The 25,768-nt window shown below is 68.1% G+C and carries 28 protein-coding genes; 13 read left to right on the top strand and 15 right to left on the bottom strand.

Going from position 1 to position 25,768, the window contains the following annotated elements; all coding sequences use genetic code 11:
* Positions 1 to 7 precede the first annotated feature (7 nt).
* Positions 8 to 559, top strand: a complete 552-nt coding sequence (locus tag DBV10_RS16140; protein ID WP_124514634.1) for an RNA polymerase sigma factor — start codon at positions 8 to 10, stop codon at positions 557 to 559.
* Between the two features lie 23 nt (positions 560 to 582).
* Here DBV10_RS16140 and DBV10_RS16135 read toward each other — a convergent pair whose 3' ends face one another.
* The 3 genes from DBV10_RS16135 to DBV10_RS16125 all read right to left on the bottom strand — a co-directional run bounded on the left by DBV10_RS16135 (position 583) and on the right by DBV10_RS16125 (position 4,317).
* The gene (locus DBV10_RS16135) at positions 583 to 1,899 is read right to left on the bottom strand and encodes a ferric reductase-like transmembrane domain-containing protein (RefSeq protein ID WP_233589951.1); all 1,317 of its coding nucleotides are present in this window, start codon (positions 1,897 to 1,899) and stop codon (positions 583 to 585) included.
* Between the two features lie 154 nt (positions 1,900 to 2,053).
* Complete coding sequence (locus DBV10_RS16130; RefSeq protein WP_124514632.1) at positions 2,054 to 3,241, bottom strand: twin-arginine translocation pathway signal protein; 1,188 nt, start codon at positions 3,239 to 3,241, stop codon at positions 2,054 to 2,056.
* A 35-nt stretch (positions 3,242 to 3,276) separates the two neighbouring features.
* Entirely contained in the window at positions 3,277 to 4,317 is a 1,041-nt protein-coding gene (locus tag DBV10_RS16125; RefSeq protein ID WP_124514631.1) for an NAD-dependent epimerase/dehydratase family protein, read from the bottom strand.
* Positions 4,318 to 4,459: 142 nt separating this feature from the next.
* On the opposite strand from DBV10_RS16125, the gene DBV10_RS16120 reads away from it, so the two are divergent.
* The 7 genes from DBV10_RS16120 to DBV10_RS16090 all read left to right on the top strand — a co-directional run bounded on the left by DBV10_RS16120 (position 4,460) and on the right by DBV10_RS16090 (position 10,889).
* Positions 4,460 to 5,344, top strand: a complete 885-nt coding sequence (locus DBV10_RS16120; RefSeq protein ID WP_124514630.1) for a LysR family transcriptional regulator — start codon at positions 4,460 to 4,462, stop codon at positions 5,342 to 5,344.
* 90 nt (positions 5,345 to 5,434) lie between these two features.
* Positions 5,435 to 7,111 (top strand): DUF4139 domain-containing protein, encoded by a 1,677-nt coding sequence (locus tag DBV10_RS16115; RefSeq protein WP_124514629.1) that lies wholly within the window; start codon positions 5,435 to 5,437, stop codon positions 7,109 to 7,111.
* A 29-nt stretch (positions 7,112 to 7,140) separates the two neighbouring features.
* Positions 7,141 to 7,674: a phosphatidylglycerophosphatase A gene (locus DBV10_RS16110; RefSeq protein WP_124514628.1), complete on the top strand. Its 534-nt coding sequence runs from the start codon at positions 7,141 to 7,143 to the stop codon at positions 7,672 to 7,674.
* Positions 7,671 to 8,198: a CinA family protein gene (locus DBV10_RS16105; protein WP_124514627.1), complete on the top strand. Its 528-nt coding sequence runs from the start codon at positions 7,671 to 7,673 to the stop codon at positions 8,196 to 8,198. The genes DBV10_RS16110 and DBV10_RS16105 overlap by 4 nt, the downstream gene beginning before the upstream one ends.
* A gap of 74 nt (positions 8,199 to 8,272) precedes the next feature.
* A complete protein-coding gene (locus DBV10_RS16100) occupies positions 8,273 to 9,175 on the top strand; it encodes an alpha/beta fold hydrolase (RefSeq protein ID WP_124514626.1) in 903 nt (300 codons plus the stop codon).
* 34 nt (positions 9,176 to 9,209) lie between these two features.
* Complete coding sequence (locus tag DBV10_RS16095; protein ID WP_124514625.1) at positions 9,210 to 9,698, top strand: nuclear transport factor 2 family protein; 489 nt, start codon at positions 9,210 to 9,212, stop codon at positions 9,696 to 9,698.
* Positions 9,699 to 9,863: 165 nt separating this feature from the next.
* Positions 9,864 to 10,889, top strand: coding sequence for a phosphotransferase enzyme family protein (locus tag DBV10_RS16090; protein WP_124514624.1), 1,026 nt, complete (start codon positions 9,864 to 9,866; stop codon positions 10,887 to 10,889).
* A 208-nt stretch (positions 10,890 to 11,097) separates the two neighbouring features.
* Here DBV10_RS16090 and DBV10_RS16085 read toward each other — a convergent pair whose 3' ends face one another.
* A complete protein-coding gene (locus DBV10_RS16085) occupies positions 11,098 to 11,952 on the bottom strand; it encodes a YecA family protein (protein WP_124514623.1) in 855 nt (284 codons plus the stop codon).
* Positions 11,953 to 12,179: 227 nt separating this feature from the next.
* Between DBV10_RS16085 and DBV10_RS16080 the strand changes: the two genes are divergently transcribed.
* Both DBV10_RS16080 and DBV10_RS16075 read left to right on the top strand, forming a co-directional pair.
* The gene (locus DBV10_RS16080; protein WP_124514622.1) at positions 12,180 to 13,922 is read left to right on the top strand and encodes an FMN-binding glutamate synthase family protein; all 1,743 of its coding nucleotides are present in this window, start codon (positions 12,180 to 12,182) and stop codon (positions 13,920 to 13,922) included.
* Positions 13,919 to 14,755, top strand: a complete 837-nt coding sequence (locus DBV10_RS16075; RefSeq protein ID WP_124514621.1) for a hypothetical protein — start codon at positions 13,919 to 13,921, stop codon at positions 14,753 to 14,755. Before DBV10_RS16080 ends, DBV10_RS16075 begins: the two co-directional genes overlap by 4 nt.
* A 13-nt stretch (positions 14,756 to 14,768) precedes the next feature.
* Here DBV10_RS16075 and DBV10_RS16070 read toward each other — a convergent pair whose 3' ends face one another.
* Genes DBV10_RS16070 through DBV10_RS16050 form a run of 5 tightly spaced genes read right to left on the bottom strand, consistent with a single transcriptional unit; the run spans position 14,769 to position 17,607 of the window.
* Positions 14,769 to 15,083: a CcdB family protein gene (locus DBV10_RS16070; protein ID WP_124514620.1), complete on the bottom strand. Its 315-nt coding sequence runs from the start codon at positions 15,081 to 15,083 to the stop codon at positions 14,769 to 14,771.
* A gap of 3 nt (positions 15,084 to 15,086) precedes the next feature.
* Positions 15,087 to 15,326 (bottom strand): type II toxin-antitoxin system CcdA family antitoxin, encoded by a 240-nt coding sequence (locus DBV10_RS16065; RefSeq protein WP_124514619.1) that lies wholly within the window; start codon positions 15,324 to 15,326, stop codon positions 15,087 to 15,089.
* Positions 15,327 to 15,359: 33 nt separating this feature from the next.
* Complete coding sequence (locus DBV10_RS16060) at positions 15,360 to 15,839, bottom strand: putative toxin-antitoxin system toxin component, PIN family (RefSeq protein ID WP_124514618.1); 480 nt, start codon at positions 15,837 to 15,839, stop codon at positions 15,360 to 15,362.
* The gene (locus DBV10_RS16055; protein WP_124514617.1) at positions 15,836 to 17,128 is read right to left on the bottom strand and encodes a class I SAM-dependent RNA methyltransferase; all 1,293 of its coding nucleotides are present in this window, start codon (positions 17,126 to 17,128) and stop codon (positions 15,836 to 15,838) included. Before DBV10_RS16055 ends, DBV10_RS16060 begins: the two co-directional genes overlap by 4 nt.
* Positions 17,125 to 17,607 carry a thioesterase family protein gene (locus DBV10_RS16050; RefSeq protein WP_124514616.1) on the bottom strand — a complete coding sequence of 161 codons (483 nt, stop codon included), beginning with the start codon at positions 17,605 to 17,607 and terminating at the stop codon, positions 17,125 to 17,127. The genes DBV10_RS16055 and DBV10_RS16050 overlap by 4 nt, the downstream gene beginning before the upstream one ends.
* A gap of 216 nt (positions 17,608 to 17,823) precedes the next feature.
* Between DBV10_RS16050 and DBV10_RS22790 the strand changes: the two genes are divergently transcribed.
* Complete coding sequence (locus DBV10_RS22790; RefSeq protein ID WP_158616826.1) at positions 17,824 to 18,303, top strand: glutaredoxin family protein; 480 nt, start codon at positions 17,824 to 17,826, stop codon at positions 18,301 to 18,303.
* A 56-nt stretch (positions 18,304 to 18,359) separates the two neighbouring features.
* Here DBV10_RS22790 and DBV10_RS16040 read toward each other — a convergent pair whose 3' ends face one another.
* From DBV10_RS16040 to argS, 6 genes are all read right to left on the bottom strand, one after another.
* Positions 18,360 to 19,955: an RNA polymerase factor sigma-54 gene (locus DBV10_RS16040; protein ID WP_124514614.1), complete on the bottom strand. Its 1,596-nt coding sequence runs from the start codon at positions 19,953 to 19,955 to the stop codon at positions 18,360 to 18,362.
* The gene (lptB, locus tag DBV10_RS16035) at positions 19,955 to 20,737 is read right to left on the bottom strand and encodes an LPS export ABC transporter ATP-binding protein (protein ID WP_124514613.1); all 783 of its coding nucleotides are present in this window, start codon (positions 20,735 to 20,737) and stop codon (positions 19,955 to 19,957) included. Before lptB ends, DBV10_RS16040 begins: the two co-directional genes overlap by 1 nt.
* Positions 20,734 to 21,399, bottom strand: a complete 666-nt coding sequence (gene lptA / locus DBV10_RS16030; RefSeq protein ID WP_124514612.1) for a lipopolysaccharide transport periplasmic protein LptA — start codon at positions 21,397 to 21,399, stop codon at positions 20,734 to 20,736. Before lptA ends, lptB begins: the two co-directional genes overlap by 4 nt.
* A gap of 109 nt (positions 21,400 to 21,508) precedes the next feature.
* Positions 21,509 to 22,165, bottom strand: coding sequence for a thiol:disulfide interchange protein DsbA/DsbL (locus DBV10_RS16025; RefSeq protein ID WP_124514611.1), 657 nt, complete (start codon positions 22,163 to 22,165; stop codon positions 21,509 to 21,511).
* Positions 22,166 to 22,243: 78 nt separating this feature from the next.
* Positions 22,244 to 22,903 carry an SPOR domain-containing protein gene (locus DBV10_RS16020; RefSeq protein ID WP_124514610.1) on the bottom strand — a complete coding sequence of 220 codons (660 nt, stop codon included), beginning with the start codon at positions 22,901 to 22,903 and terminating at the stop codon, positions 22,244 to 22,246.
* Positions 22,904 to 22,918: 15 nt separating this feature from the next.
* Positions 22,919 to 24,628, bottom strand: a complete 1,710-nt coding sequence (argS, locus tag DBV10_RS16015) for an arginine--tRNA ligase (protein ID WP_124514609.1) — start codon at positions 24,626 to 24,628, stop codon at positions 22,919 to 22,921.
* Positions 24,629 to 24,739: 111 nt separating this feature from the next.
* On the opposite strand from argS, the gene DBV10_RS16010 reads away from it, so the two are divergent.
* Both DBV10_RS16010 and DBV10_RS16005 read left to right on the top strand, forming a co-directional pair.
* Entirely contained in the window at positions 24,740 to 25,264 is a 525-nt protein-coding gene (locus DBV10_RS16010) for a hypothetical protein (protein WP_124514608.1), read from the top strand.
* Between the two features lie 108 nt (positions 25,265 to 25,372).
* Positions 25,373 to 25,666, top strand: a complete 294-nt coding sequence (locus DBV10_RS16005) for a PsiF family protein (protein ID WP_124514607.1) — start codon at positions 25,373 to 25,375, stop codon at positions 25,664 to 25,666.
* The last annotated feature ends 102 nt before the right edge of the window (positions 25,667 to 25,768 follow it).

Raw genomic sequence — 25,768 nt, 5'->3', positions numbered from 1 at the left:
AACCCACATGACCGCAACCACTCCACCCCTCACCGTGGCCCAGTTGCTGCCCGCCGCGCGCAGCGGCGACGCCCAGGCCATGGAGCAGCTGCTGCGCCTGACCCGCCCCGACATCCGCCGCTATGCGCTGCGCCACTGCGCCGCCACCACGGCCACCGACGACGTGGTGCAGGAGGCGCTCATCATCGTCTACCGCCGCGTGGGCGCGCTGCGCGAGGTGGCGGCGTTTGGCGGCTGGGTGGTGCGCATCGTGCAGCGGCTGTGTATGCAGCCCATGCTGGCCTGGCTCAAGGGCGAGCCGCTGGCACAGGTGGAAGACAACCTCGCCTGGTCGCACCGCCCCGACCACGAACTGCGCCATGACCTGGCCCTGGCCATCGACTCGCTGCCGCCCCTGTACCGCGAGGCCCTGCTGCTGCGCGACTTCGAGGAGTTGACCATCGAAGAAATGGCGCAGCGGCTGGGCGTGACGCGCGAGGCCACCAAAAGCCGCCTGCACCGCGCGCGGGCGCTGGTGCGGGAGTACCTGGTGCCCACGGACCGCACCAGCACGGCATAAGGCGCTGGCGCCAGGCATCCGCCTCAGCGCATCTGGAACAGCTCTTGATGAAAGCGTGCAGGCGAGCGCCCCAGGCGCTGCATGCCCTGGCGCACCGCCTCGGCAAAGCCCTGCGGCCCGCAAAACCACACGCTCGCCGCCTCGCTGGTGCCTGCGAGCAGCGCTGCCGGCGTCACCGGCCCAGCGTCGTCGCTGTAGTGCATCTCCAGCGTCACGCTGGGCAGGCCGGCGCACAGCGCGGCCATGCGCTCGGCAAACACCGCTTCACCGGCATGGCGCACGCAGTAATGCAGGTGCACCCGGGGAGCCAAGGCGGGCGTGGCCTGCAGGGATTCGAGCCAGGCCATGAACGGCGTGGCGCCAATGCCGGCGGCCACCCACACCTGTTCGGGTGCGCTGTCGTGGCGGAAGTCGAAGCGGCCATAGGGGCCCTCAATGCTCACCGGCTGCCCCAGCTGGACTTGCAGGGGCAACTGGCCGGTGTGGTCGCCCAGCGCCTTGATCGCAAACCGCAGCGTGCCGTCGCCCTGGTCGGCATTGAGCAAGGTGAAGGGATGCGCGCCCTCGGCACGGCCAAAGGTGACAAACGCAAACTGCCCCGCCGTGTGCCGCCAGGCGCTGGCAGGGCGGACTTGGCACGCCACCTCCAGCACACCCGCCCCTTGCGGCACCACGCTCAGCACGCGGGCCGCATGGCGGCGGCTGCGCCCGATGGCCCCGGCCAGCGAGCGCACGGCGCACAACACCCCCACCAGCGTGCACAGCCCCACCAGCGCGCCCGCAGGCTGCGCCCACCAGGCGGGCGGCGTGAGCACCACGGCATGGAAGGCCAGCACCAGGTACACCCCGGCCAACAGCTTGTGCAGGTAGCGCCACAGGTGGTACGGAAAGCGCTGCCACAGCGTGATGACCAGCATGGCCGCGAGGAACCACACGGCCCACTCCCCCATCTCTTCGGCCAGATGGCGGAAGGTATTGAGCCACCAGTCCGCCCGGGGCGTGCGCACCGGGCGGCCCACCCACGCGGCCAGCAGGCTGCGCGACAGCTGCAGCCCGTAGTGCACCAGCCCCAGCACAATCGCGCCAATGCCCGCCCACTTGTGCAGGCGGTAGCCCTTGTCCAGCCCGCCCAGTGGCCGCTCCAGCCACTGCGGCCGCACGGCCAGCAGCATGATGAGCGACATCAGCGCCCAGGCCGCAACACCCGTGAGCAGGATCAGCTGGTTGCGCCACCACCAGAGGTTGCCCCATGCGGGCGCCGCGGGCTGGGGCACCCACAGTGCCAGCAGCCACGCCGCCCCTGCCAGCGCCAGGGAGCCCCCCAAAACCTTCTTCCACATCACCAGCCCCAACCATTTATTGCAATGCGGCAAATATAGAAAGCCACGATGAACGCCACCTGAACGGTGTGTGAAGCAACGGCAAAGCGCGGCGGCTTGTGGCCGGGGGTTGACCTGCATCAGCCCTCTGGGCGGGGGGCGGCCTTCCTCGGACTCAGGTTCGTACAAAGCGCGCCAGGGGCCGGCGGGGCGTGGCGGGCGCCATGTCCGGCGGATAGCCCATACGGCACAGCATCTGCACCGTGGCGTCGTGGGACGTGCGGGGCGCGGGCTGGCCCAGCACCAGCTGGTGCGCACGCTCGCAGTGCGGGGCCATCTCGGCAAACTCCTGCAGGGCCTGGCTCATGGGGTGCATGCCCACGCCCAGCGCCGTGGCCTGCAGCTGCAGGCGCACGTAGGCGCGCCCGGCCTGGACCTGGTCGCTGCGCGTGTTCGCGCCGGTGATCCACACAAAGCCCATGGCCGTGCGGCTGTGGCCTTCAAAGCGGCCCATGGCGCTTTTGTAGGCCGCGCTGCCTTCGGCGGGTGGCGCGCTGCGGTCGAACAGGCCCAGGGCCGCCACGGCGCGCACAAAAGGCGTGTTGATCGAAATGCCGTCGCGGTGCCGCAGGATCTCGGACGGGCCCACGCGGGTGAGGTGGATGCTTTCCATCATGGTGCGCGGCGTGAGCAGTTCGACCTGGGCCGACTCCCAGCACAGCGTGCGCAGCGCGGGCAACTGGTCGGCGGCCACGGTGCCGCCCACGCGCAACGGGGTCTGCCCGGAGGCTGGGGCGCTGGCCAGCAGGCGCGCCAGCAGCTCGGGGGCCACGGGGCGGGTGGTGTCGAAATCGGACTTGGGCGTGCGGCGCAACAGCACCTGGGCGAACAGCGGGTCGGGCTGGCCGCCGGGTTGGAGCCTGATGCGCGCCACGGGGCGGTCGTCCCATTCCCGCAGCGCCAGGGGCAACGCACCTTGGGGCCAGAGCTGCACCTCGCAGCCCATGCCCTGCTGCGCGAGCGCCATCACCAGCAGCTCCAGGAAGGCGCCATGGCCGATCAGGATTTGGCGCCCCCACGGGTCGGTGTGGGGCAGCACCCGCTCGCGGTCGGTGCGCAGGGTGATGACGCCCTCCTCACGCAGGTCCGCCAGCCAGGGCTGCAGGTTGTGCGGGTTGGGCGCCGTGATGGCGTAGGCCACGGCACGGCGGCGCGGGTCGGTCTCGCCCACGGGGCCTTTCCAGGCCTCCACGGCTTCGGCGGGGTAGTGGGAGCCTACGGCGCCGCACGCGGCCAGCGTGCCAGCGGTGGCGGCGGCGATGGTGCCGCCACCGGCCAATCGGATGAAGTTGCGTCGGTGCATGGTGAAGGTCCTTGCGGGGGGAGTGGAGCCAGGGTTCAGGCCAGGGCGGCGCGGGGTGCGTGCACCGCCAGCATCCCCAGGTCGGCCAGGGCCTGGCGCACGGCCTGGTCGAAGGGGGTGCGGGGCTCGTCGCCGATGAGGGCGCACAGGCGGGCGTTGTCCAGCCGGTGGGGTGTGGTCCACAGGTAGCGCATGGCCGCCAGCGCGGCAAACGTCGGGGCCACCAGGCCCGCCAGCCGCAGCAGCGGCCAGGGCAGCGCGCCCACCCGCAGCGCCCCCGCGTCCGGCAGCCAGCCCTGCTCCGCCGCGATGGCGGTGAAGCTGTGCAGCCATTGCTGCGCGGTGACCTGGTGCCCGGCGACATGCAGGCACTCGAACGCGGCCAGGCGCTCCCGCTCCTGCGCCACACGCACGAAGGTGCGCGCCAGATCGGGCAGGTAGGCCCAGGGCGTGGCCACATCCAGCGGGCCGGGCCAGGTGACGCGGCCCTGGGGCAGGTCCTTGGCGATGGCCTGGTCGAGCCAGCCGCCGGTGCCGCTGCCGAAAAAGTCGCCGGCGCGCAGCACCACGGCGCGCAGGCCGCCGTCCTGCGTGGCCGCCTGCAGGCGCTGCTCCAGCTGCACCCGCAGGCGGCCCTTGAAGCCCGTGGCGGCCTGGGGCGTGTCTTCGCGCAGCACGGCGGGCATGTGTTCGCCAAAGTTGTAGACGTTGCCGGGCAGCATCAGCGTGGCGTGCAGCGCGCGGGCCACGGCAATGGCGGCCTCCATCAGCGCGGGGGCCTGCTCGCGCCAGGCCCTGTGGGTGTAGGGCGGGTTGAGCGCATGCACCACCACCTGCGCGCCCTGCGCCTGGGCGGCCAGCGCAGCGGTGTCGTCCACCGCCACGGGCATCCACCACACACCCTGTATTGCCGGCAATGCAGCGGCCCGCGCGCCCGGCCGCACCTGGGCCAGCACCTGCCAGCCGGCCTGGGCAAAGGCCCGTGCGGCCGCCAGGCCCAGCCGGCCCCGGGCACCCAGGATCAGCACGGTGGAGGGCTTGTCGGTACCGGTGGGGAGAAAGGAATGCGGGGTCATGTCAGGGCTCCATGCAAAAGGGATGGAGTGATTGTGAAAACGCAGGCACCGTTACACAATTGCCTAACCATTCATATCAGCAATGCAAATTTGAATACCTCTTCACCCCTGGTCTGCGCCTTGCCGCAGGCACACCGCCCCCATGAACCACCCCTTTGACTGGAGCCTGGTGCAGTCCTTCCTGGCCGCGCTCGACCAGGGCAGCCTGCTGGGCGCAGCGCGGGTGCTGAAGGCCAGCCAGCCCACCATCGGCCGCCACATTGCCGAGCTGGAATCGCAGCTGGGCGTGGTGCTGTTCGAGCGCACGGGGCGCGGCCTGCTGCCCACGGCCACCGCGCTGCGGCTGGCCGAGTCGGCCCGCGCGATGGAGGCCGGCGCCCACCAGCTGGCGCGCAGCGTGTCGGGCGCCGAGGCGGGCGTGAGCGGCACGGTGCGCATCACCGCCAGCCAGCCCGTGGCCTGCATGCTGCTGCCGCCGGTGCTGGCGCGCATGCGCGAGGTGCTGCCCGAGGTGCAAGTGGAGCTGGTGGCCAGCAACGAGGTCACCAACCTGCTGCGCCGCGAGGCCGACATCGCCCTGCGCATGGTGCGCCCCAGCCAGGCCAGCCTGGTGGCCAAACGCATCGGCGTGGTGACGCTGTGCGCCTGCGCCCACCGCGACTACCTGCGCCGCAAGGGCACGCCCCAGCAGCCGCCCGACCTGCTGCTGCACGAGCTGGTGGGCAACGACCGGCACGAGGACATCGTGCAAGGCTTTGCTGCCATGGGCTACCCCGTGGAACGCCAGCACTTTGCGTTTCGCACCGACGACCTCATGGCGTACTGGGCGGCGGTGCGCGCGGGCCTGGGCATTGGTTTTGTGGGCCACTACATGGCCCGCACCGACCCCGGCGTGGTGCCCGTGCTGCCCATGCTGCCCCTGCCCGAGCTGCCCATCTGGCTCACCGTGCACCGCGAGATCCGCACCAGCCGCAAGATTCGCGCGGTGTATGACTTTCTGGCGGCAGAGGTGCCAGGGGCGCTGTAAAGAGCCTGTTCAAGACACCCCCCGGGGGCAAGGCAGGCCACGCGGCTGCTAGCATCCCAGTCCCGTTGTCCACCGCGCCCAAGGAGCCCCATGCGCCCCGCGAGCCCCACACCAGTCCTCCCCCTTTTGCGCACGCCCCCTGCCCTGCGGGCGCTGGGCTTGGCAAGCCTGGCCATCCTGGCCCCCTTGTCCACGGCCGCCCAGGAAACCTCCCGCATCGCCCGCGTCACCGTCTACCCCGGCAGCGCCACGGTGGAGCGCGTGGCCAAGGTGGCTGCGGGCGCGCGCAGCCTCACGCTCGGTTGCCTGCCCGCATCGCTGGATGCGCAAAGCCTGCAGATCAGCGCGGACCCCGCTGTGCGCGTGGGCGAGTTCAACGTGCTCACCGAAGACCGCGATGTGGTGAGCGCCTGTGCCAGCCCGCTTGACGGCCGCATCCGCGAGCTGGAGGACCAGATCGCGGGCGTGAAGGCCGAGGCCTCGGCCCTGCAGCTGGTGGATGGCTACCTGCGCAGCGTGGCCCGCGCCACCCCCGGGGACGATGCGCCCCAGGCCCGCCCCGCCAGCCCCACGCCCGCGCAGATCACGGCCACGGCCGAGGTGCTGCGCAAGTCCGGGCAGGACGCCTTCACCCGCACCCATCAGCTGCAGCGCAAGCAGGAGGCCCTGGAGCTGGCCCTCAAACCCCTGGTGGCCGAGCGCGACCGCGTGGCCAGCCAGCGCGCGCGGGTGGTGTCCGTCACCATCCACCTGGCCACCGAGCGCGAGGCCGAACTGCGCCTGTCCTACCAGGTGCGCGGCCCGGGCTGGCAACCCAGCTACCGCGCCACGCTGGATGCGACCCAGGCCACGGTGCTGCTCGAGCGCCAGGCGCTGGTGGCACAGAACAGCGGCGAGGACTGGAGCGGCGTGCAGCTCACGCTGTCCACCGGCCAGCCGGGCCACGCCACGCAGGGGCCGCTGCCGCGCCCCTGGTGGCTGAATGTGGCGCCACCGCCGCAAGGAGCGGGCACACAGGCCGCCGCCATGGCCATGGCGCCCGCACCAGCGCCAGCCATGGCACCGCTGTCCCGGTCCCGCCATACCGCCGAGGAGGCCATGCCCACGTTCGACGTGAGCACCCTCGACAAGGGCTTTGCCTCCGAGTTCGCCGTGCCCCAGCGCATCACCGTGCCATCGAGCGGCCAGCGCGTGACACTGGCACTGGGCAGCCACAGGGCCCCCGCCACGCTGATCACGCGCACAGCGCCGGCCATGGAAGAGGCCGCCTACCTGGTGGCCCACATCGCCCCGCCACCCGGCGTGTGGCCTGCAGGCACAGCGGGCCTGTACCGCGACGGCGCCTTTGTGGGCAACGGCCGCATCGACTTTGGCGCGCCCAGTGCAGGCGCCCCGGCGGGCAGCACCAGCCTGTCGTTTGGCCGCGATGAACGGGTCACCGTGCGGGCCGAACCCGCGCAGGACCTGACGGGCAGCGCAGGCTTTACCGGCTCCCGCACCGAGCGCAAGACGCGCCGCACCTACAGCGTGGAAAACCGCCACGCCACCGCCATCACGCTGCAGGTGCTGCATGCAGCGCCGGTGTCGCGCCACGAGAAGATCGAGGTCGAATCGCGCTACCAGCCCCACCCCGCCGACCTGGCCTGGAACCGCAGCCCCGGCACCGTCGCCTGGCAACAGCCGGTGGCGGCGGGTGCCACGGCACAGTTCAGCGCCGAACACACCATCCGCCATCCCAAAGACATTGAACTGCTGGAAAGGCAGTAGGCAGCGCCCCCTGAGCCGCTTCGCGCCCCATGACACCCGTTCCTCCCCCCTCCCCCACCGACTCCGCCCCCCGCGGCCCCACGGTGGCATTCCTGCTTGCCCACCCAGCCCACTTCATCGCCCTGGGCTTTGGCGCCGGCCTGTCGCGCGTGGCGCCCGGCACCATGGGCACGCTGTGGGCCTGGCTGGCCTATCTGGCGCTGCAGCAATGGCTGTCGCCCCTGCACCTGGGCCTGCTGATCGCGGCCAGTACCGTGATGGGCTGGTGGGCCTGCACCACCACCGCGCGCCACCTGCGCGTGGCCGACCCCGGCTGCATCGTGTGGGACGAGGTCGTGGCCTTCTGGCTGGTGCTGTGGCTGGCCATGCCCATGGGCTTTTGGGGCCAGCTCACGGCGTTTGCGCTGTTCCGCTTCTTCGACGCGGCCAAGCCCGGCCCCGTGGGCTGGGCCGACAGCCTGTTCAAGGGCTTTGGCTGGCGCGGCGGCTGGGGTATCTTGTGGGACGACTTTGTGGCAGCCTTCTGCACCTTGCTGGTCATTGCACTGTGGAGGTTTTTATGACAACCGCGTCGCTATCAAACAAAGAGCTGCTAGCGCTTGATACATCTGCGCTAGAGGCCAATTTGACCCAGATTTCTCTGGAGCTGCTCAAACACCGGCACCTGCTGGCCACCGCCGAAAGCTGCACGGGCGGCATGATCGCGGCGGCCTGCACCGACCTCGCGGGCGCCAGCGACTGGTTCGAGCGCGGCTTCGTCACCTACTCCAACACCGCCAAGACCGAGATGCTGGGCGTGCCCGCCACACTCATCGAACAGGAAGGCGCCGTGAGCGAGGCCGTGGCCCGCGCCATGGCCGACGGGGCGCTGGCCCACTCCCAAGCCCACGTCAGCCTGGCCGTGACCGGCGTGGCCGGCCCCACGGGCGGCAGCGATGCCAAGCCCGTGGGCACCGTGTGGTTTGCCTGGTGCGTCAATGGCGAAACCCACAGCGAGATGCAGCACTTTGTGGGCGACCGCACTGCCATCCGCGCGGCCACGCAGCGCTATGCGCTGCAGCGGCTGCTGGGCCACCTGCTCGCCTGAACCCCGCCTTGTCGGCGCCAGCGCAAGCAGCACCGCAAGCTTGCCGCGCCCCACCACCCACACACCTCTTGCCCATGACCGCCACCGCCTGGTTTGAAGGCTTCACCCCCCACCGCATCGCCACCACGGGCGCCGAGATTTTTGTGCGCACCGGCGGCACCGTGGGCGCGCCGCCGCTGCTCCTGCTGCACGGATTTCCACAAACCCACGCACTGTGGCACCGCGTGGCGCAGCAGTTGGCGCGCGACTACTTCCTGGTGCTGCCGGATTTGCGTGGCTATGGCGACTCGTCCCACGCGCCCGGCCTGCCCGACCACAGCAACTACAGCAAACGCGCCATGGCCCAGGACATGGCCGAAGTGATGACCGCGCTGGGGCACGACAGCTTCTACCTCTGCGGCCACGACCGGGGCGGCCGCGTGGCCCACCGCCTGGCGCTGGACCACGCCGCACGCGTGAAGAGGCTGTGCGTGATCGACATCGCCCCCACGCTCGACATGTACGCGCGCACCGACATGGACTTCGCGCGCGCCTACTACCACTGGTTCCACCTGATCCAGCCCGCCCCGCTGCCCGAGACCATGATCGGCGGCAACGCACTTGCCTACCTGCACGCCAAGCTGGGCGGCTGGGGCAGCGCCGGCCTGGCCCACATCGAGCCCCTGGCCCTGGCCGACTACGAGCGCTGCTTTTGCACGCCCGAAGCCATCCACACCGCCTGCGAGGACTACCGCGCCAGCGCCGGCATCGACCTGGACCACGACCGCGAAAGCCGCGCGCGCGGCGAGAAAATCGCCTGCGATACCCTGGTGATCTGGGGCGCACACGGCGTGGTGCACCGGCTGTTTGACCCAATGGCGCTGTGGCAGGCGCAGTGCGCAGGCGTGGTGACCGGGCAGGCGGTGCCTGCGGGGCATTTCATCCCCGAGCAGTTGCCTGGCGAGACCGCCGATGCGCTGCGCGGCTTTATGTGCTGACCTCCCCGTTTCATCCACCTTACCGGACGCCTTCATGCACCCCAACGCCCAGACCCTGCAGCGCTTCTACACCGCGTTTGCGCAACTCGACCACGCCACCATGGCCGCCTGCTACGCGCCCGATGCCACGTTCGACGACGAGGCGTTTTCGCTCAAGGGCCGGGACGAGGTGGGCGGCATGTGGCGCATGCTGTGCACCGCGACGAAGAAGCCCGGCGCCGCCGAGCACTGGAAGCTGGAGTTCAGCGGCATCGACGCCGATGCCCAGGGCGGCAAGGCGCACTGGGAGGCGCACTACCGCTTCAGCGCCACGGGGCGCCAGGTGCACAACATCATCGACGGCACATTCACCTTCACGCCCGACGGGCTGATCGCCACGCACCGCGACCGCTTCAACTTCTGGCGCTGGTCTCGCCAGGCGCTGGGCGCGCCGGGGCTGCTGCTGGGCTGGTCGCCCTCGCTCAAGCGCAAGGTGCGCAGCACGGCAGCGGGGAATTTGAAGAAGTTTTTGGCGCAGGGATGATGCGGAGTCTTGTCGGGAGCCATGGATGCCATGGTGCTGGGGCGGCGCTGACAGCTCAACGCATTTGGAACTTCATTTTTTGACCAGAAGCGGGCGTTTGTCTGCCCCACAATCTCAATACCTCTGGCGCGTGGTCAGTCTGCATGCGCTGTGTCCTAGCCATTTATGACCATCCAACCGGCGATAGACCCGGGTCTGATCCACGCCCACACAACCGCAGCACCTTCATCGGTGATTCACTGGATGAAGCAGCACTACGGCTTGAATGTGCAGCGGTGCCACCTGATCCGGCGCGGCTTGAATGACAACTACGCCCTGCTCGGTTCCGACGGTACCCGGTATGTGGCAAGGCTGTACTCCATACGCCCACGTGGCGAGTTCAACATCGACTTTGAGACGTCGCTACTTGAACACCTTGCAGCCAGACAGATTGGTGTGGCGGCACCGCTGAGGTCCGTCGACGGCTCAAGCCATGCGCGACTCCAGTTTCCGGAAGGATTACGGGCGTTGGCAGTCTTCTGCCATGCGGACGGCGTCGCGCCAGAAACGCTGGACGAATTCGAATTGACCGGACGCACACTCGCACTGATTCACGTGGCATCGCGTGACTACGCGGGGCCTGCGAGCCGCTATACCCTGAATGGTCACCATCTCGTTGGAAGGACGTGGAAGTATTTGCAGGACTATCCGGAGTTGGAAATAGAGTTGCTGGATGCCTACCAACAGCGAATACAGGCCCTCCAGGAAGAACTGTCCAGCCTAGAGAGCGACCTGACCAAGGTGATCTGCCACGGCGATACCCATGGGTTCAACAACCACGTGTATGCAAATACCGCAGGCGACAAAAAAGCCGTTTTCTTTGACTTTGACGACGCGGGCCCGGGATATCTGGCCTACGACATGAGCGTGATGCCTTGGTCATACCTGGCGCGGAAGATGCTCAAGGAGCCGGACGACGTGCTCCAGGATCGGTGGAAGCACTATTTGCACGGCTATCGCGCAGGTGGCGGCGAGATCAGCGAGGCCGACCTCGTGTCATTGCCAATGTTCCTGCAACTGCGACACCTATGGAATCTGGGTGAAGCCGTCGGTCGATTGAATCATTGGGGTACAAGCATGGCTCCTGCGGACTGGCTCCACAAGCAGATCGACAGAATGGAACCATGGAAAAAGCTCGACCTGCGCGCCTAAAAGGCGAGCGGCCACGCCTACGACTTCTGCTTAGATGTCGGGTATGGGCCCAACGCGCCCATCACGGCACTCGACAAACGGTAGGCAGCCACCGGCCCTGAGCATCGCCCACATCTGCTGCGGGCAGCTGCAAACAATCAAACCAAACTGACCTATAGCGCTTAACCCATAAGCGCTAGCAGCTATCAAATTAGTAGTATTTACTACCTCACGCCCCGTGGCACTTCTTGTACTTCTTGCCGCTGCCGCAGTGGCAAGGGTCATTGCGCCCCGGCTCGGGCGCCTTGCGCACCGTCTCCACGCGCGGGCCCATGCTCTTCCAGAGCTGGCGCAGGTCGTACACGGCCCAGATGGCTTCGCCAAAGGCCTCGACACGCGCCTGGCTGGTGCTGGGGGCGCCGTCTTCGTCGTACATGCAGACTTCGGGCTTGCCGGTGTCGTCTTCGGTCAGGGCGACGATGCTGTCCAGTGCATCGTCCAGCCACTTGGCGGCTTCCTTGTCGCGCGGGGCGGCCCAGTCTTCGGGCCAGTTTTCAACCGCGAACATGAAGCCCAGCGCCCACACCTGGCCGAAGGACGGGATCTCCTGGTCGTCGCCCATCTCGGCGCGCTGCTCGTCGGTCAGGCTGGCCACGGCGCCGCGCATGTCCATGGCTTCGGGCTGGAAGGTACGGTCATCGTCCAGCGTCTTCACGTCGGTGTCGAGCTGGGCCACGATCTCGTTCCAGCGGCGCATCCACAGGTCCATGAAGCGGGCTTGCTGGGCAGCGTCGGCAAACGCGGGCAGCGGGGGCAAGGGCGCGCCGTCGGCCACCTCCAGCTCGGCGCCGTCGCCCAGCAGCATGGGCAGGTATTCGGCGGGGGCGATGGGGCGGCGGCTGCAGATCAGCGCGGTCATGAAGCCGTCGCAGAACTCCCACTGCGGGATTTCCTCGCCGCGCGCGCGCAGGTCGTCGAGGATGTTGTCCATCTCCTCCAGCTCATCGGGGCCCAGCGCGGCAGCCGGGGCCGCGGTGGGGTCGAGATCGTCGGTGGCGGGGGTGGGCGATGTGGATTCGGTCATGGGGGCTCCGGTCGTCAAGCGAGAAAGCGGGGGGCTGGGAAGCAAAGTTTTACTTTTATGATGCGCAGGCCTTGTGCCATGGCGATGTCACGGCAGCGGCACTGCGACGGCCTCGCGGCCATGGGCAGATAGATGCTGCGCAAAACGCGCTGCCCACCACCCGGCAACCCGATAAAAAGGCGGTCAGTGTAGCCCTCTCTCGCACAGCCCCCCAAACAAGGACCCCCATGCTCCACCAACTGAACTCCCTGTACCCGGTGCGCTACACGGCCTTTGCACTGTGCGTGTTCGGGCTGCTGCTGTCGCTGTTTGCGCTGGTGGCCTTTGGTGTGGGGCTGCCCGTGGTGCTGGTGTTTGCGGCGCTGGTGGGCCTGGGCGTGTACGACCTGCAGCAGTCGCGCCACGCGATTTTGCGCAACTACCCAGTCATAGGGCATATCCGCTTCATGCTCGAATATGTGCGGCCCGAGGTGCGCCAGTATTTCATCGAGAGCGACAGCGAAGCCGCACCGTTCTCGCGCGCGCAGCGCTCGCTGGTGTACCAGCGCGCCAAGGGCGACCCGGACAACCGCCCGTTTGGCACGCACCTGGATGTGGGCGCGCATGGCTATGAGTGGGTGAACCACTCGCTCGCGCCCACAGAGCTGCCGTCGCACGATTTCCGCGTGTGGATCGGGGGCAGCCCCGGCGCACCCTCGCCGTCCGTTGCGCCCTGCACCCAGCCCTACCACGCGAGCGTGTTCAACATCTCGGCCATGAGCTTTGGCGCGCTCTCGGCCCACGCCATCCTGGCATTGAACCTGGGCGCCCACAAAGGCGGCTTTGCGCACGACACGGGCGAGGGCAGCATCAGCCAGCACCACCGGGTGCATGGCGGCGACTTGATCTGGGAGATCGGCTCGGGCTACTTTGGCTGCCGCAACCCGGACGGCAGCTTCAGCGAAGAACGCTTTGCGGCCAACGCCACCGACCCGCAGGTCAAGATGATCGAGCTCAAGCTCAGCCAGGGCGCCAAGCCCGGCCATGGCGGCGTGCTGCCGGGCGCCAAGGTGACGGCGGAGATTGCGGCCGCGCGCGGGGTGAAGCAGGGCGAGGCCTGCATCTCGCCCGCCAGCCACAGCGCGTTTCGCACGCCGGTGGAGATGATGCAGTTCATCGCCAGGCTGCGCCAGCTGTCGGGCGGCAAGCCCACGGGCTTCAAGTTCTGCCTGGGCCACCCGTGGGAGTGGTTTGCCATCGTCAAGGCCATGCTGGTGACCGGCATCACGCCCGATTTCATCGTGGTCGATGGCGCCGAGGGCGGCACGGGCGCGGCGCCCGTGGAGTTCAGCGACCATGTGGGCGCCCCCCTGCAAGAGGGCTTGCTGCTGGTGCACAACACGCTGGTGGGCGTGAACCTGCGCGACCGCGTGCGCATCGGCTGCGCGGGCAAGGTCATCAGCGCCTTCGACATCGCGCGCATGATGGCGCTGGGCGCCGACTGGTGCAACGCGGGGCGCGGCTTCATGATGGCGCTGGGCTGCATCCAGGCGCAAAGCTGCCACACCGGCCACTGCCCCACGGGCGTGACCACGCAGGACCCACTGCGCCAGCAGGCCCTGGTGGTGCCCGACAAGGCCACGCGCGTGGCGCAGTTCCACCGCAGCACCCTGCACGCGCTGCAGGAGCTGGTGCAGGCCGCCGGGCTGCACCACCCCAAGGACATCACGGCCCACCACATCGTGCGCCGCATCACCGACACCGAGGTGCGCCTCTTGTCCAACCTCATCACGCGCATGCAGCCCGGCGCGCTGCTGGGGCCGCTGGACGCACAGCACAACGTGTTCCGCCTGTACTGGCCACTGGCCAACGCCCACAGCTTCCAGGCCAGTGAGCCGGCGCTGGAGCCCTCCATCCCCCACCATGTCGAGCTGGTGCATGCGGCGGCGGCCGGCACTGCGGCCGGGGTGGCGGGAGACGCCGACGTATGACGATGGACAACAACACCCCAGCCCCCCAGCCCCTCGCGCCCACCCCGGACTACAGCGCCTTCCTGCAGCAAAAGCTGGCCACGCAGCCCCACAACGTGATGAGCCATGTGCTGGGCCACGAGCAGATCTGGGTCAAGCGCGCGGGCGCGCCGCATGGCATGGGCCGCTACCGCGCCATGGCGGTGCTGGCCGGCCTGCTGCGGCTGCCGGTGCTGGCCCCGGTGCCCAACCCCGGCGGCCCGGTCGCCATCGCCACCGAGGTGCGCCGCCTCCAGGACCTGGCCGCACGCGGCGTGCGTGTGCCCGAGGTGCTGGCCGTGCGGGACAACGGCTTTGCCATGCGCCACCTGGGCCGCGTGGGCGAAGAGGCCCATTCCCTGGGCAATGCGATCGACCGGACCTTGCGTGCGAACGACCCCGCCGCCGTGCTGTCGCTGTGGCAGCAGGGGCTGGATGCGCTGACCCATGTGCACCGCCAGGGCACCTGCCTGAGCCAGGCGTTTGCACGCAACATGGTGCGCGACCCCAGCGGGGCCGTGGTCTGCATCGATTTTGAAGACGACCCCGCCGCCGTGCTGCCGCTGCCGCTGTGCCACGTGCGCGATGCGCTGTGCTACGCGCACTCCACGGCCCTCTACCTGCAAGAGAGCGGCCGATGGCCCGAGGCGCGCGCGCGCTGGGCCGCCTGGGTGGCGCAGGGCAGTGCAGAGATGCAGGCCCACTTGGCCGTCAGCATCCGCCGGATGGGCTGGATGCAATACCTGCCCGCGAGCCGCAGGCTGGGGCGGGATTTGCAGCGGGTGCGGGCGGCGTATGACCTACTGGTTTCGTAACAGCTTTTGAGCTTCAGTACGAGCCAAACAACGCATCAAGGGCATTGGTGATCCAGTCTGCCTGCGCCCGCAGATTCGCCACCGGGGTTTTCAAAAAAGACACCGGAACGGCAGCAATGGCCGCCGTGTCGAGGATGACTGCGATGCCATCGACTTCCAGCGCGGGATTGAGATCGCGCAGCGGTATCGTCACCCGCTCTGCACTGCGCAAGGGCAACACGACCCGTGTCTGCAAACCGCTGATGTACTCGTTTTGCACATCCAGCACAAAGGGCGTGGTGGCACGCTGCGCAGCGTCGGGGTGCCGATAGACGTCAAAACGCGCCATCGGTCAAAAGCTCCGGTACTGGGCCAGTGGCAAGCCTTCGCTTTCGATACGCGCGTTGTAGGCCGCGATGGCGTCCTGATTGGTGCGGTTCCAGCGCTCCCAGTAGCGGCGCTGGACTTCGGCGGCCAGCAACTCATCCACCGTCTGGGAGAGGTTCATGCCCATGTCCCGCGCGGCCTCCAGCACCTTGCTGTTGAGCGACAGGTTGGTGGACTTCTTGGGGGCGTTGTCAAAACGAAGCATGGCGGCATCTCCAGCAGAACGTATGCGCATATTTTATGCGCATACCCCATCCACCTCCAGCACCAATGCCGTCGCCACATCCGCCCCCAGGCCCAGCAGCCGCTTGCGCATGCAGATCACCGCTTTGTCCTTGCTCAGCAAGATCGCCCGGTGCGCGGCCGCCAGGTCGATGAACTTCTGGTCGTCCGCGTCCTTGCACACATAGGCCACCTTGGGCGCAACCTCCACCCGCCGCACCTGGGCGTCAAACGCGGCCAGCACCTGCGCTGCATCCACGCGGTAGTAGTCCATGCGCTCCACGATGTGCGGGTAGGCCAGCACGCGCTCCAGCTCGTCGCGCATGACCTGGGTGGCGATCCAGGCCAGGCGCCCCTGGGCCAGCAGCGTGCGCAGCGGGGCGGTGCGCGGGTCGCTGAAGATCAGCAGGTCCAGCGCGACGTTGGTGTCAACCACCACAGGGCGTGCGGGCTCGCCCGTCGGGGCGTCGGCGGGCAGGCGCAGCTCCACCTTCATGGTGCACCGTGGCCGGGGTTCGGCGACGGCGCCTTGGCGGCCCGGTCGCGCACCGCGCCCTTGATCATGTCGAAGCGGAACATGCGGCATTCGATGGGGCCGTTCCACATCGGCACGCGGCGCGATTCCTTCAGGCGCATCTTGCTGGGCAGCTTGAGGTCGGGCGTGAGCATCCAGGCCGTCCAGCCGCTGTAGTTCTTCTTCCAGTGCGTGGCCAGCTGGCTGAAGAACTCGCCGCCGTCTTCGGTCTGCGCTTCTTCGCGGCCCACGGCCATGCCCTGGACGCGGTCGGCGGCGCGCTCGCTGGCGTTGCGGCCTGCGCTACCTGCGGCAGCAATGCGCTCGCCGTAGGGCGGGTTCAGCAGCATCACGCCGGGCTGCTCGCACGGCGGCATGCGCTGCAGCGCATCGCCACCGCGCAGTTGCACGGCGTCGGCCACGCCCGCGCGCTCGGCATTGCGCTGGGCAAAATCGACCATGCGGAAGGCGACATCACTGCCAAAAATGGGTACAGCGCTGGTCTGGATTGCGCTTTCAGCTTCGTTTTTAATAGCGCCCCAGACATGGGCCTGGAAGGGCAGCAGCTTCTCGAACGCAAAGCGGCGCAGCATGCCCGCCGGGATGCGGCAGGCGATCTGCGCGGCCTCGACGGCGATGGTGCCGCTGCCGCAGCAGGGGTCGTACAGGGGCTGGGGGTTGTCGCCATGCGGGTCCCAGCCGCTGGCGGCGATCATGGCGGCGGCCAAGGTTTCCTTCAGCGGGGCGTCGCCCTTGTCCTCGCGCCAGCCGCGCTTGAACAGCGGCTCGCCACTGGTGTCGATGTAGATCGTGGCCTCATCGGTGGTCAGGTGCAGGTGGATGCGCACGTCGGGCCACTGGGTGTTCACATCGGGGCGCACGCCGCTCTTGTGGCGGAAGCGGTCGGCCACGGCGTCTTTCACCTTGAGGCCCGCGAAATTCAGGCTCTGCAGCGGGCTGTGCTGGGCGGTCACCTCGACCTTGAAGGTCTGGCGCGTGGTGAACCAGATCTCCCAGGCCACGTCGCCGGCCATGGCATAGAGATCGTTTTCAGAGCGGTACGGGCGGTGCGCCAGCTGCACCAGCACGCGCTGCGCCAGGCGGCTGTGCAGGTTGAGCAGCAGCGCATGGCGCCACGAGGCGCGCAGCAGCACGCCGCCCCGGCCCACCAGCAGGTCTTGCCCCGTGAGGCCGGTGATGCCATGCACTTCGTCGGCCAGAAAGCCCTCGACACCGGCGGCGCAAGGGAGGAAAAGTTGGAGTTGGTTCATGTCGATGGAGAGGATACGCGCTCGGGCAATGCGGGGGAACCGGGCGCCCCCGCACGGGCCAGCAGCAGCTGGCGGATGGACTCGGGGATCGCCGCCACCTTGCGGTCGGCCTTGCCGATGAAGACGATGCCGATCTTGCCGCGCGCCACTTCGCGGCCGGAGGTTTTGTCCGTCATGCAGAACACGAGGTCGAAGCCGTAGCGGTTGAAGTCTGCCGGCGCCATTTCCACCCGCATGGTTTCGCCGTGGAAACCCTCGGACTTGTACTGCGCCACGATGTCGCCGACCACGATGGACAGGCCGCCCACATCCGCCTCGGGGTAGCCCAGCGACTGGAAGAACCGCACGCGCGCCTCGGACACCAGGCTGAGCAGTTGCGCGTTGTCCAGGTGCCCGCCCTGGTTCACATGGCTGATGTAGATCTGCAGCTCGGTGGCAAAGCCGAAGTGCGCGGGGAGGTCAAAAACGATGCGGGCCATGGGACAGACAGGGGTAGGAAAAAAGCAAGCGAAGAGCGGAAACCCGTGCGGTGGTGGTGCGCGGCGAGCGCCGCTGGATGCTTGCGGGGCCCCGGTCGTGGGGCAAGGCACGCCAAGGGGCCATGGATCGCGGCACGGGGGTGCGGCACACAGCCCCTGCGGGCCAGGCCCCTGGTCTCGTATGCTCTCGGGCAGTGGATTTTACCGGAGCCCCTTATGAGCCCTTGCCATCGGACCCTGCTGACAGCACTGGCGCTGGCCGCGATGCCCTGGGGGGCCAGCGCCCAGACGCTCTACAAATCGGTGGGGGCGGATGGCCAGATCGTGTACAGCGACAAGCCCCCTGTGACCGGCGCTGTGGAAAAGACGATGAAGCTGGAGAACCTGCCGGTGAGCGTGGTGCCAGGCGCGTCGCCCGCGCCCCCGGCCACATCCCCCGACGCCCCGCAGGCTGCGACCCCCCGGGGCGATGTGGTGCTCTACATGGCCACCTGGTGCGGCTACTGCAAGGCCGCCAAGGCCTATCTGGGCCAGAAGGGCATCGCCTACCGCGAGCTGGACATCGACACCCCTGCGGGCAAGGCCGCTTTTGCGCAGGTCGGGGGGCGGGGCGTGCCCGTGCTGCTGGCACAGGGACAGCGGGTCACGGGCTTCACGCCGCAGGCCTATGACGCGGTGTTCGTGGCGAAAAAGTAGCCAGGGCATGGCCGCACACGGCGGCCGCCCCCTGCCGCACAGCTCCCGCCCACAACTCAGAGCGCCTTGCGCAGGTTGGCCGGCGCGATCTTGAGCGCCTCGCGGTACTTGGCCACGGTGCGGCGCGCGCACTCGATGCCCTGCTCCTTGAGCATCTCGGCGATCTGGCTGTCCGACAGGGGCTTGGTGGGGCTTTCGGCGGCCACGAACTGCTTGATGAGGGCGCGCACGGCGGTGCTCGATGCGTTGCCGCCGGTCTCCGTGCCCAGGCCCGATCCGAAGAAATATTTCAGCTCGTAGGTGCCGATGGGCGTGGCCATGTACTTGGCCGTGGTCACGCGGCTGATGGTGGATTCGTGCAGGCCCAGCTCGTCGGCAATGTCGCGCAGCACCAGCGGGCGCATGGCCAGCTCGCCATGGGTGAAGAAGTTCTTCTGCCGCTCCACGATGGCGCGCGAGACGCGCAGGATGGTGTCAAAGCGCTGCTGGATGTTCTTGATGAACCAGCGCGCTTCCTGCAGGCGCTGCTGCATGCCCTGGTGGCCTTCGCCCCCCTTGTGGCCGCGCAGCGCACCGGCGTAGATGTCGTGCACGCGCAGGCGCGGCATCACGTCGGGGTTGAGCTGCACGATGAAGTTGTGCTGCCCATCGCGACCATTGGCGCGCCCGGCTTTGCGCACGATCACGTCGGGCACGATGATGTTGCGCTCCACATCGGCAAAGCGGCGGCCGGGGCGGGGCTCCAGGCGGGCGATCAGCGCCATGGCTGCGCGGGTGCGCTCCTCGCCGCTCACGCCGCCTTCACTGCACAGCGGCGTCAGGCGGCGGATGTCGCGGCGCGCCAGCATCTCCAGCGGCTGCTGGCAGATCCGCAGCGCGGTCTGCAGGGTGTCGGGGTCGCCTTCCTCGTCGGCATCCAGGGCCTTGAGCTGCAGCGTGAGGCATTCACCCAGGTTGCGCGCCCCCACACCCACAGGCTCCAGGCTCTGCAGCAGGCGCAGGGCCACGGTAAAGCGGTGCACCAGCTCTTCGATCTGCTCCAGAACGTCCGGGCCGGCCAGGGCGGCGGCGAGTTCTTCGAGCGGATCTTCGAGGTAGCCGTCGTCGTTGAGCGATTCGATGAGGAAGCGCAGCGCGGCGCAATCCACATCCGACAGGCGCAATGACAGGGCCTGACGGTGCAAAAAGGCGGTCAGCGATTCGTGCGAGCGGGCCAGCTCGGTGGCATCGGCCTCGTCGCCCTCGGCGTCGTTGCGGTTGCGCGCGGGCGCATCGCCGCCCCACTCGGCATCGCTCGGCGCCATCTCCACGGTGCCGTCGCCGCTCCAATCGGGCTCGTCGGCGCCCGCGCTCGACACCTCGGCATCATTTTGGCCATCAGCGCTTGTGGAGCTTGCGCTGGCAGCTCCTGAAAAAATAGCATCGTCCGCACTGTAGTCGTCAGCCTGGGCGGGGGTGTTCTCGGCCTCCAGGCCAAACTCCTCGCGCGGCGCCTCGTCGGCCGTGCGTTCAAGGAACGGGTTCTCGTCGAGCATCTGCTCGACTTCCTGCGAGAGTTCAAGCGTGGACAGCTGCAACAGCCGGATGGATTGCTGGAGCTGGGGGGTCAGCGCAAGGTGCTGCGAGACGCGCAGCGAGAGGCCAGGCTTCATCACATGCGGAAATGTTCGCCCAGGTACACCCGGCGCACTTCAGCGTTGTCCACGATCTCGGAGGGCGTGCCCTGCGCCAGCACCTGGCCGTCGCTGATGATGAAGGCGTGGTCGCAGATGCCCAGCGTCTCGCGCACGTTGTGGTCGGTGATGAGCACGCCGATGCCACGCGCCTTGAGGAAGCCGATGATGCGCTGGATCTCGATCACCGCGATGGGGTCGATGCCGGCAAAGGGTTCGTCCAGCAGGATGAAGCGCGGCTGCGTGGCCAGGGCCCGGGCGATTTCGACGCGGCGGCGCTCGCCGCCCGACAGCGCCATGGCGGGCGAGGCGCGCAGATGCTGGACGCGCAGCTCTTCCAGCAAGGCCGTGAGGCGCTCTTCAATAGCATCGCGCGAGAGCGGCTGGCCGTCGTCGCCGCGCTGCAGCTCCAGCACGGCGCGCACGTTTTCCTCGACCGAGAGCTTGCGAAAAATCGAGGCTTCCTGCGGCAGGTACGACAGGCCCAGGCGCGAGCGGCGGTGGATGGGCATGTGGGCCACGGACTGGCCGTCGATGCGGATGTCGCCCGCATCGCTGCGCACCAGGCCCACGATCATGTAGAACGAGGTGGTCTTGCCTGCGCCGTTGGGGCCCAGCAGCCCCACGACCTCGCCCTTTTGCACGACGAGCGACACGTCCTTGACCACCTTGCGGCTGCCATACGATTTGGCCAGGTGCTGCACCTCGAGCCGGCTGCCGGCCTGGGTGTCTGGGCCAGAATGGGCGGGCAACGCGCTCACTTCGCGTCGCCACCCAGGCTGGTGCTGGGCCGCAGCACGGGGGCCGGCGAAGGCGCGGCGGGCGCTGCTGCTGCGGCGGCTGGCGTGCCAGGCTTGGGGTCCTTGGGCGCCAGCACCGCGCGCACGCGGTTGCCGGGGGCCGGGGCATCGCCGGCCGCGTTGGTGGCGGGGGCGCGCTGGCCGTCCACGGTGAACACGTCGGTGAGGTTGTTGTAGACGATCACGGCACCGGTGATCTCGTCGCTGAGTGCAGCGCCCCGGTAGCGGCGCAGCTCGGCCCGGGTGATGAAACGCACGTTGTCGGCCTTGCCGTCGTACTCGATGACCTCGCTCTCGCCTTCGATGTACTCGTCGGGCGCGCCAGGCACGGTGTCGCGCTTCTGGCGGAAGAAGGCGCGCTTGCCGGCGTCGGCAGTCACCACGCCAAACTGGTAGCCGTCGGCATCCTGGCGCACGTCCAGCCGCGCGCCACGCAGCACGATGGTGCCCTTGGTCATGACCACGCGGCCCGAGAACACGCTGGTTTGCTTGAGCTCATCGTGGCGCAGGGTGTCGGCCTCGATGTTCATGGGCTTGGCCCGGTCCGCCTTTTCGGCGTGCGCCACGCCCACGGGACCAGCCAGGGCGGCGAGCAAGAGGAGGGGGAGGATGCGGTGGTTCATAGGGCACGAATCTTGCAATCATTGTAGCCACCCGTTTGCGTCCTCCATGAAAAAAGCCCGCTTGTGCGGGCTTTTGGCGGGGTGTCAGCAGGCAGGCGGCAGCTTGCCGTCAGCCTTTTCGGCCCGTGGTGACCAGGTACTCGACCACCTGCAGCACGGTCTGCATGCTGCCCGCCATGGTGCCGTCGGTGTAGAACTTGCCGGCCACGCCCATCGAGGGCACGCCTTCCACGCCATAGGCGTCCTGCAGCTGCGATGCGCGGCGCACCTGGTTGGACACGCTGAAGGAGCTGTAGACCTCCTTGAACTTGGCGGCGTCCACCCCTTGCTGGGTCACCCAGGCCAGGATTTCGTCGTCCTTGGCGAGCTTGAGCTTTTCCACATGGATGGCGCGGAACACCTTGGCATGCAGGGCGTCGAGCTTGCCCATGCCTTCCAGGGCGTAGTAGAGCTTTTGCTGGGGAACAAAGCTCGCGTTGAAAGCCACGGGCACGCGGCGGATGGAGAGGTCCTTGGGTGCGGCCTTGACCCAGGCGTCCAGCGAAGGCTCGAAGGCGTTGCAGTGCGGGCAGCTGTACCAGAAGAACTCGATCACATCGACCTTGCCAGCGGGCGCATCGGGCGCCACGGGCTTGTCCAGGCGCTTGTAGTCCTTGCCCTCCTTGAACTGGCGGGCTTGGGCCAGCGCGGGGGTGGCGACGGGCAGCGTCAGGGCGGAAGCGGCCACGGCCGAAGCAGCGGACAAAGAAAACTCACGGCGTTTCATGACAAAGACTCTCCTGTTTCAGGTATGGGGGATGTGAGCCATGCCCCCGCAAAAAGTTCAGCGGGAGCGTGCCACAGGTCAGCGTTGCACGCGCACCAGCGCGGACTCCAGCCCGGCGCCGTCGAGCTTTTCCTTGAGCTGCTCGGCGTCGTCGCGCTTGGTGAACGGGCCCACCCGCACCCGGAAGACGGCCCGGCCGTTTTGCTCGCGCTCGCTCACACGGGCTTCCCAGCCCAGCATGGCCAGCTTAGCGCGCTGGGCATCGGCATCGGCCTGGGTGCGGAAGGCACCGGCCTGCACGAAGTAGTCGAACGGGTCCACATTGCCCTTGGCAGCGGCCTTGGCCACGGCCAGGTCGCCCAGCGGGTCGGCGCCGGGCTTGCTCTCGGCCTTGGCGGCCTCGGGCTTGCTGGCGCTCGCCTTGGGCGCCGAGGCGGCGGCACGCACCTCGGGGGCCGATGCGGGCGCTGCGGCCGAAGCGGGGGCCGATGCCGCCGCAGCCACGGCCGGCGTGGTGGGACGGGCCGGGTTCTTGCCATACAGCGGCGAGTTCGGGTCCCAGTTCTTGTTCTTCTGGGTCTCGGCGGCGTCCATGTCCGCCCCCCGGCCATTGCCCTTGTTCAGGAAGGGCACGGGCACCTTGGTCACATACACCGCCACGGCCAGCGCCGCCCCCAGGCCCACGATGACACCGACGATAAAGCCGATGATGGTCCCGCCCGTCTGTTGTTTCTTCATAGATGTAGTAACTGCTTACATTCTGGCCGGAGCCGACACGCCCAGCACCGCCAGGCCATTGTGCAATACCTGTGCAGTGGCCGCGACGAGGGCCAGGCGGGCCTTCTTCACCGCCTCGTCGTCCACCAGGATGCGCTCGGCATCGTAGTAGCTGTGGTAGCTGGCGGCCAGGTCGCGCAGGTAGAAGGTCACGTCGTGCGGCGCCTCGCCGTCAGCGGCGGCCGTCAGCATCTCGGGGTACTTGGCCAGCTGCAGCATCAGCGCCTGGGCCTGCGGGCCTTCGAGGGCCGACAGATCCACCTCCTTGAGCGAGGCCACATCGCTGCCGCCCGCTTCCTGCCAGGCCCGCAGCACCGAGCAGATGCGCGCATGCGCGTACTGCACGTAGTACACGGGGTTGTCGTTGTTCTGCGCCACGGCCAGGTCCACGTCGAAGGTGTACTCGGTGTCGGGCTTGCGGCTCAGGAGGAAGAAGCGCACCGCGTCCTTGCTGGTCCATTCGATCAGGTCGCGCAGCGTGACGTAGCTGCCCGCGCGCTTGCTGATCTTGACCTCTTCGCCGCCCTTGACCACGCGCACCATGGTGTGCAGCACATAGTCGGGGTAGCCCTGCGGGATGCCCACGTCGGCCGCCTGCAGGCCGGCGCGCACGCGCGCGATGGTGCCGTGGTGGTCCGTGCCCTGGATGTTCACGACCTTGCTGTAGCCGCGCTCCCACTTGGCGATGTGGTAGGCCACGTCGGGCACGAAGTAGGTAAACGTGCCGTCCTGCTTGCGCATGACGCGGTCCTTGTCGTCACCGTAGTCGGTGGACTTGAGCCACAGCGCGCCGTCCTGCTCGTAGGTCTTGCCGTTGGCCACCAGCTTGCCCACCGTGGCCTCGACGCGGCCGCTGGTGTACAGGCTCGATTCGAGGTAGTACTCGTCAAACTGGAGGTTGAAGGCCTGCAGGTCCTTGTCCTGCTCGTTGCGCAGGTAGGCCACGGCAAACTGGCGGATGTTGTCGTAATCCTCCACATCGCCGTTGGCCGTGAACTCGCGGTCGTCGGCCTTGACGGTGGCACGGGCCTTGAAGGCCTCGGCAATGTCGGCGATGTAGTCGCCGTTGTAGAAGTTCTTGGCCAGCGGGTTGTCGCTGTCGGTGGGCCAGCAGTCGTCACCGGGCTTGAAGCCCTTGGCGCGCAGTTGCGTGCTTTTGGTCAGCGTGTCGATCTGCACGCCCGCATCGTTGTAATAGAACTCGCGGTGCACCTTCCAGCCCTGGGTGCTGAACAGGTTGCAGATCGCATCGCCCAGGGCCGCCTGGCGGCCGTGGCCCACGTGCAGCGGGCCGGTGGGGTTGGCCGACACGAACTCGACCAGCACCTGCTGGCCGTTGCTGGCACGGTAGCCGAAACGCTCGCCCGCAGACAGCACCTCGCGCACCACTTCCTGCTTGGCGGCGGGTTGGAGGCGGATGTTCAGAAAGCCCGGCCCCGCGATTTCAATGGCGGACACCCAGCGCTGGAAAGCGGGCGTGGCCTCGAGCGCCGCCTTGAGCTGTTCGCCCAGCGCACGCGGATTGAGCTTGAGCGGCTTGGCCAGCTGCATGGCAGCGGTGCAGGCGAAATCGCCATGGGCCGCCACCTTGGGGGATTCAAACGCCGCCTTGGCGCCAGCGCCGGGGGACAGGGTTTCCAGCTCGGCTGCCAGCGCAGCGAGCAATTCATTTTTGGCAGTAAGCATCGGCGGATTTTACGGGGCCGCCAGCAGCGGGGCGCCAGACATGCCGCCGCAGGCTGCCTCCGCGGCCACGGGCACAATGGGCGACAGTGCCCATTCCACAGGAGATTGCTTATGCAGCCTGAGCCCATCCTGCTCTACCGACGCCGCTGGACATTGGTGTTTCAGGTGCCTTTCACCTTGCTGATGCTGCTGTGCCTGGCTTTCTCACTGTATGGGGCCTCGGTGTCGAACGAACGGCTGCTCACAGCGCTCCTCTTGTGCGCTGCGTTCGTAGCGTTCTGTGTCGGCGGAACCCTGGGCCGGGCCGCCCTGGAAGCCTACCGGGTGCGAGACCCCGCCGTGGTCATTGACGCCACTGGCATCACCGACCTGCGCCAGGACGACCCGCACACCGTGCCCTGGGAGGCCATGGAACGGGTGCAACTGGACGGCTATGAGGACGTGATTCTGATCAAGCTGCGCCCTGGCCAGAAGGACTCTGCGTTGCGTGTGATCGCCAAGGCGCTGCAGCGCTGGCAGCGGCGGGGCGACGTGGTTTTTGCCCTGGGCGGCCTGGCCTACGACACGCGGCAGATCCAGAACGCGCTCAAGGCCTTCCACACCGCAGCCGTGCCGCGGGCCCCAGCGTCCCGATAAGCGTGCCGGGGACGCGCCTTTTCATGGCTTGCCCGCGTTGTCGCTCGCCGGGTTCTATGGTGCAATGCCGCCGGGACCCCCCATAACGCATCCACTCCAGGAGATTCCATGAAAAAGCTGATTTCCCTGACTGCACTTGGCCTGGCCCTGTCGCTGGGCATGAGCGCCCATGCAGCCGAGGACACCAAGGCGCCCACCAAGCAACAATCCAAGATGGCGACCTGCAACAAGGAAGCGGGAGACCAGAAGGGCGACGAACGCAAGGCGTTCATGAAGACCTGCCTGAGCAACAAGCCCGCCACCCAGCAAGACAAGATGAAGACCTGCAACGCCGATGCCAAGGCCAAAACGCTCAAGGGTGACGAGCGCAAGGCTTTCATGAGCGATTGCCTGAAGAAGTAAGAGCAGCGCCCTTCAAAGGCTCTGCCCCCCCAAAAAGCCCGCCAGTTCCTTGCCTGGCGGGCTTTTTCGTCTGGTGCTCCGTTTTTTGACTCGGCGCGCGCC

This window comes from Acidovorax sp. FJL06 (assembly GCF_003852545.1).
Taxonomy (GTDB): domain Bacteria; phylum Pseudomonadota; class Gammaproteobacteria; order Burkholderiales; family Burkholderiaceae_C; genus Acidovorax.
This window is presented reverse-complemented; position numbering and strand designations above follow the sequence as displayed.

Excerpts from the sequence above, each read along its gene's own strand:
- DBV10_RS16140 (WP_124514634.1), top strand. The coding sequence starts at position 8 with ATGACCGCAACCACTCCACCCCTCACCGTGGCCCAGTTGCTGCCCGCC.
- DBV10_RS16135 (WP_233589951.1), bottom strand. The coding sequence starts at position 1,899 with ATGTGGAAGAAGGTTTTGGGGGGCTCCCTGGCGCTGGCAGGGGCGGCG.
- DBV10_RS16130 (WP_124514632.1), bottom strand. The coding sequence starts at position 3,241 with ATGCACCGACGCAACTTCATCCGATTGGCCGGTGGCGGCACCATCGCC.
- DBV10_RS16125 (WP_124514631.1), bottom strand. The coding sequence starts at position 4,317 with ATGACCCCGCATTCCTTTCTCCCCACCGGTACCGACAAGCCCTCCACC.
- DBV10_RS16120 (WP_124514630.1), top strand. The coding sequence starts at position 4,460 with ATGAACCACCCCTTTGACTGGAGCCTGGTGCAGTCCTTCCTGGCCGCG.
- DBV10_RS16115 (WP_124514629.1), top strand. The coding sequence starts at position 5,435 with ATGCGCCCCGCGAGCCCCACACCAGTCCTCCCCCTTTTGCGCACGCCC.
- DBV10_RS16110 (WP_124514628.1), top strand. The coding sequence starts at position 7,141 with ATGACACCCGTTCCTCCCCCCTCCCCCACCGACTCCGCCCCCCGCGGC.
- DBV10_RS16105 (WP_124514627.1), top strand. The coding sequence starts at position 7,671 with ATGACAACCGCGTCGCTATCAAACAAAGAGCTGCTAGCGCTTGATACA.
- DBV10_RS16100 (WP_124514626.1), top strand. The coding sequence starts at position 8,273 with ATGACCGCCACCGCCTGGTTTGAAGGCTTCACCCCCCACCGCATCGCC.
- DBV10_RS16095 (WP_124514625.1), top strand. The coding sequence starts at position 9,210 with ATGCACCCCAACGCCCAGACCCTGCAGCGCTTCTACACCGCGTTTGCG.
- DBV10_RS16090 (WP_124514624.1), top strand. The coding sequence starts at position 9,864 with ATGACCATCCAACCGGCGATAGACCCGGGTCTGATCCACGCCCACACA.
- DBV10_RS16085 (WP_124514623.1), bottom strand. The coding sequence starts at position 11,952 with ATGACCGAATCCACATCGCCCACCCCCGCCACCGACGATCTCGACCCC.
- DBV10_RS16080 (WP_124514622.1), top strand. The coding sequence starts at position 12,180 with ATGCTCCACCAACTGAACTCCCTGTACCCGGTGCGCTACACGGCCTTT.
- DBV10_RS16075 (WP_124514621.1), top strand. The coding sequence starts at position 13,919 with ATGACGATGGACAACAACACCCCAGCCCCCCAGCCCCTCGCGCCCACC.
- DBV10_RS16070 (WP_124514620.1), bottom strand. The coding sequence starts at position 15,083 with ATGGCGCGTTTTGACGTCTATCGGCACCCCGACGCTGCGCAGCGTGCC.
- DBV10_RS16065 (WP_124514619.1), bottom strand. The coding sequence starts at position 15,326 with ATGCTTCGTTTTGACAACGCCCCCAAGAAGTCCACCAACCTGTCGCTC.
- DBV10_RS16060 (WP_124514618.1), bottom strand. The coding sequence starts at position 15,839 with ATGAAGGTGGAGCTGCGCCTGCCCGCCGACGCCCCGACGGGCGAGCCC.
- DBV10_RS16055 (WP_124514617.1), bottom strand. The coding sequence starts at position 17,128 with ATGAACCAACTCCAACTTTTCCTCCCTTGCGCCGCCGGTGTCGAGGGC.
- DBV10_RS16050 (WP_124514616.1), bottom strand. The coding sequence starts at position 17,607 with ATGGCCCGCATCGTTTTTGACCTCCCCGCGCACTTCGGCTTTGCCACC.
- DBV10_RS22790 (WP_158616826.1), top strand. The coding sequence starts at position 17,824 with ATGAGCCCTTGCCATCGGACCCTGCTGACAGCACTGGCGCTGGCCGCG.
- DBV10_RS16040 (WP_124514614.1), bottom strand. The coding sequence starts at position 19,955 with ATGAAGCCTGGCCTCTCGCTGCGCGTCTCGCAGCACCTTGCGCTGACC.
- lptA (WP_124514612.1), bottom strand. The coding sequence starts at position 21,399 with ATGAACCACCGCATCCTCCCCCTCCTCTTGCTCGCCGCCCTGGCTGGT.
- DBV10_RS16025 (WP_124514611.1), bottom strand. The coding sequence starts at position 22,165 with ATGAAACGCCGTGAGTTTTCTTTGTCCGCTGCTTCGGCCGTGGCCGCT.
- DBV10_RS16020 (WP_124514610.1), bottom strand. The coding sequence starts at position 22,903 with ATGAAGAAACAACAGACGGGCGGGACCATCATCGGCTTTATCGTCGGT.
- argS (WP_124514609.1), bottom strand. The coding sequence starts at position 24,628 with ATGCTTACTGCCAAAAATGAATTGCTCGCTGCGCTGGCAGCCGAGCTG.
- DBV10_RS16010 (WP_124514608.1), top strand. The coding sequence starts at position 24,740 with ATGCAGCCTGAGCCCATCCTGCTCTACCGACGCCGCTGGACATTGGTG.
- DBV10_RS16005 (WP_124514607.1), top strand. The coding sequence starts at position 25,373 with ATGAAAAAGCTGATTTCCCTGACTGCACTTGGCCTGGCCCTGTCGCTG.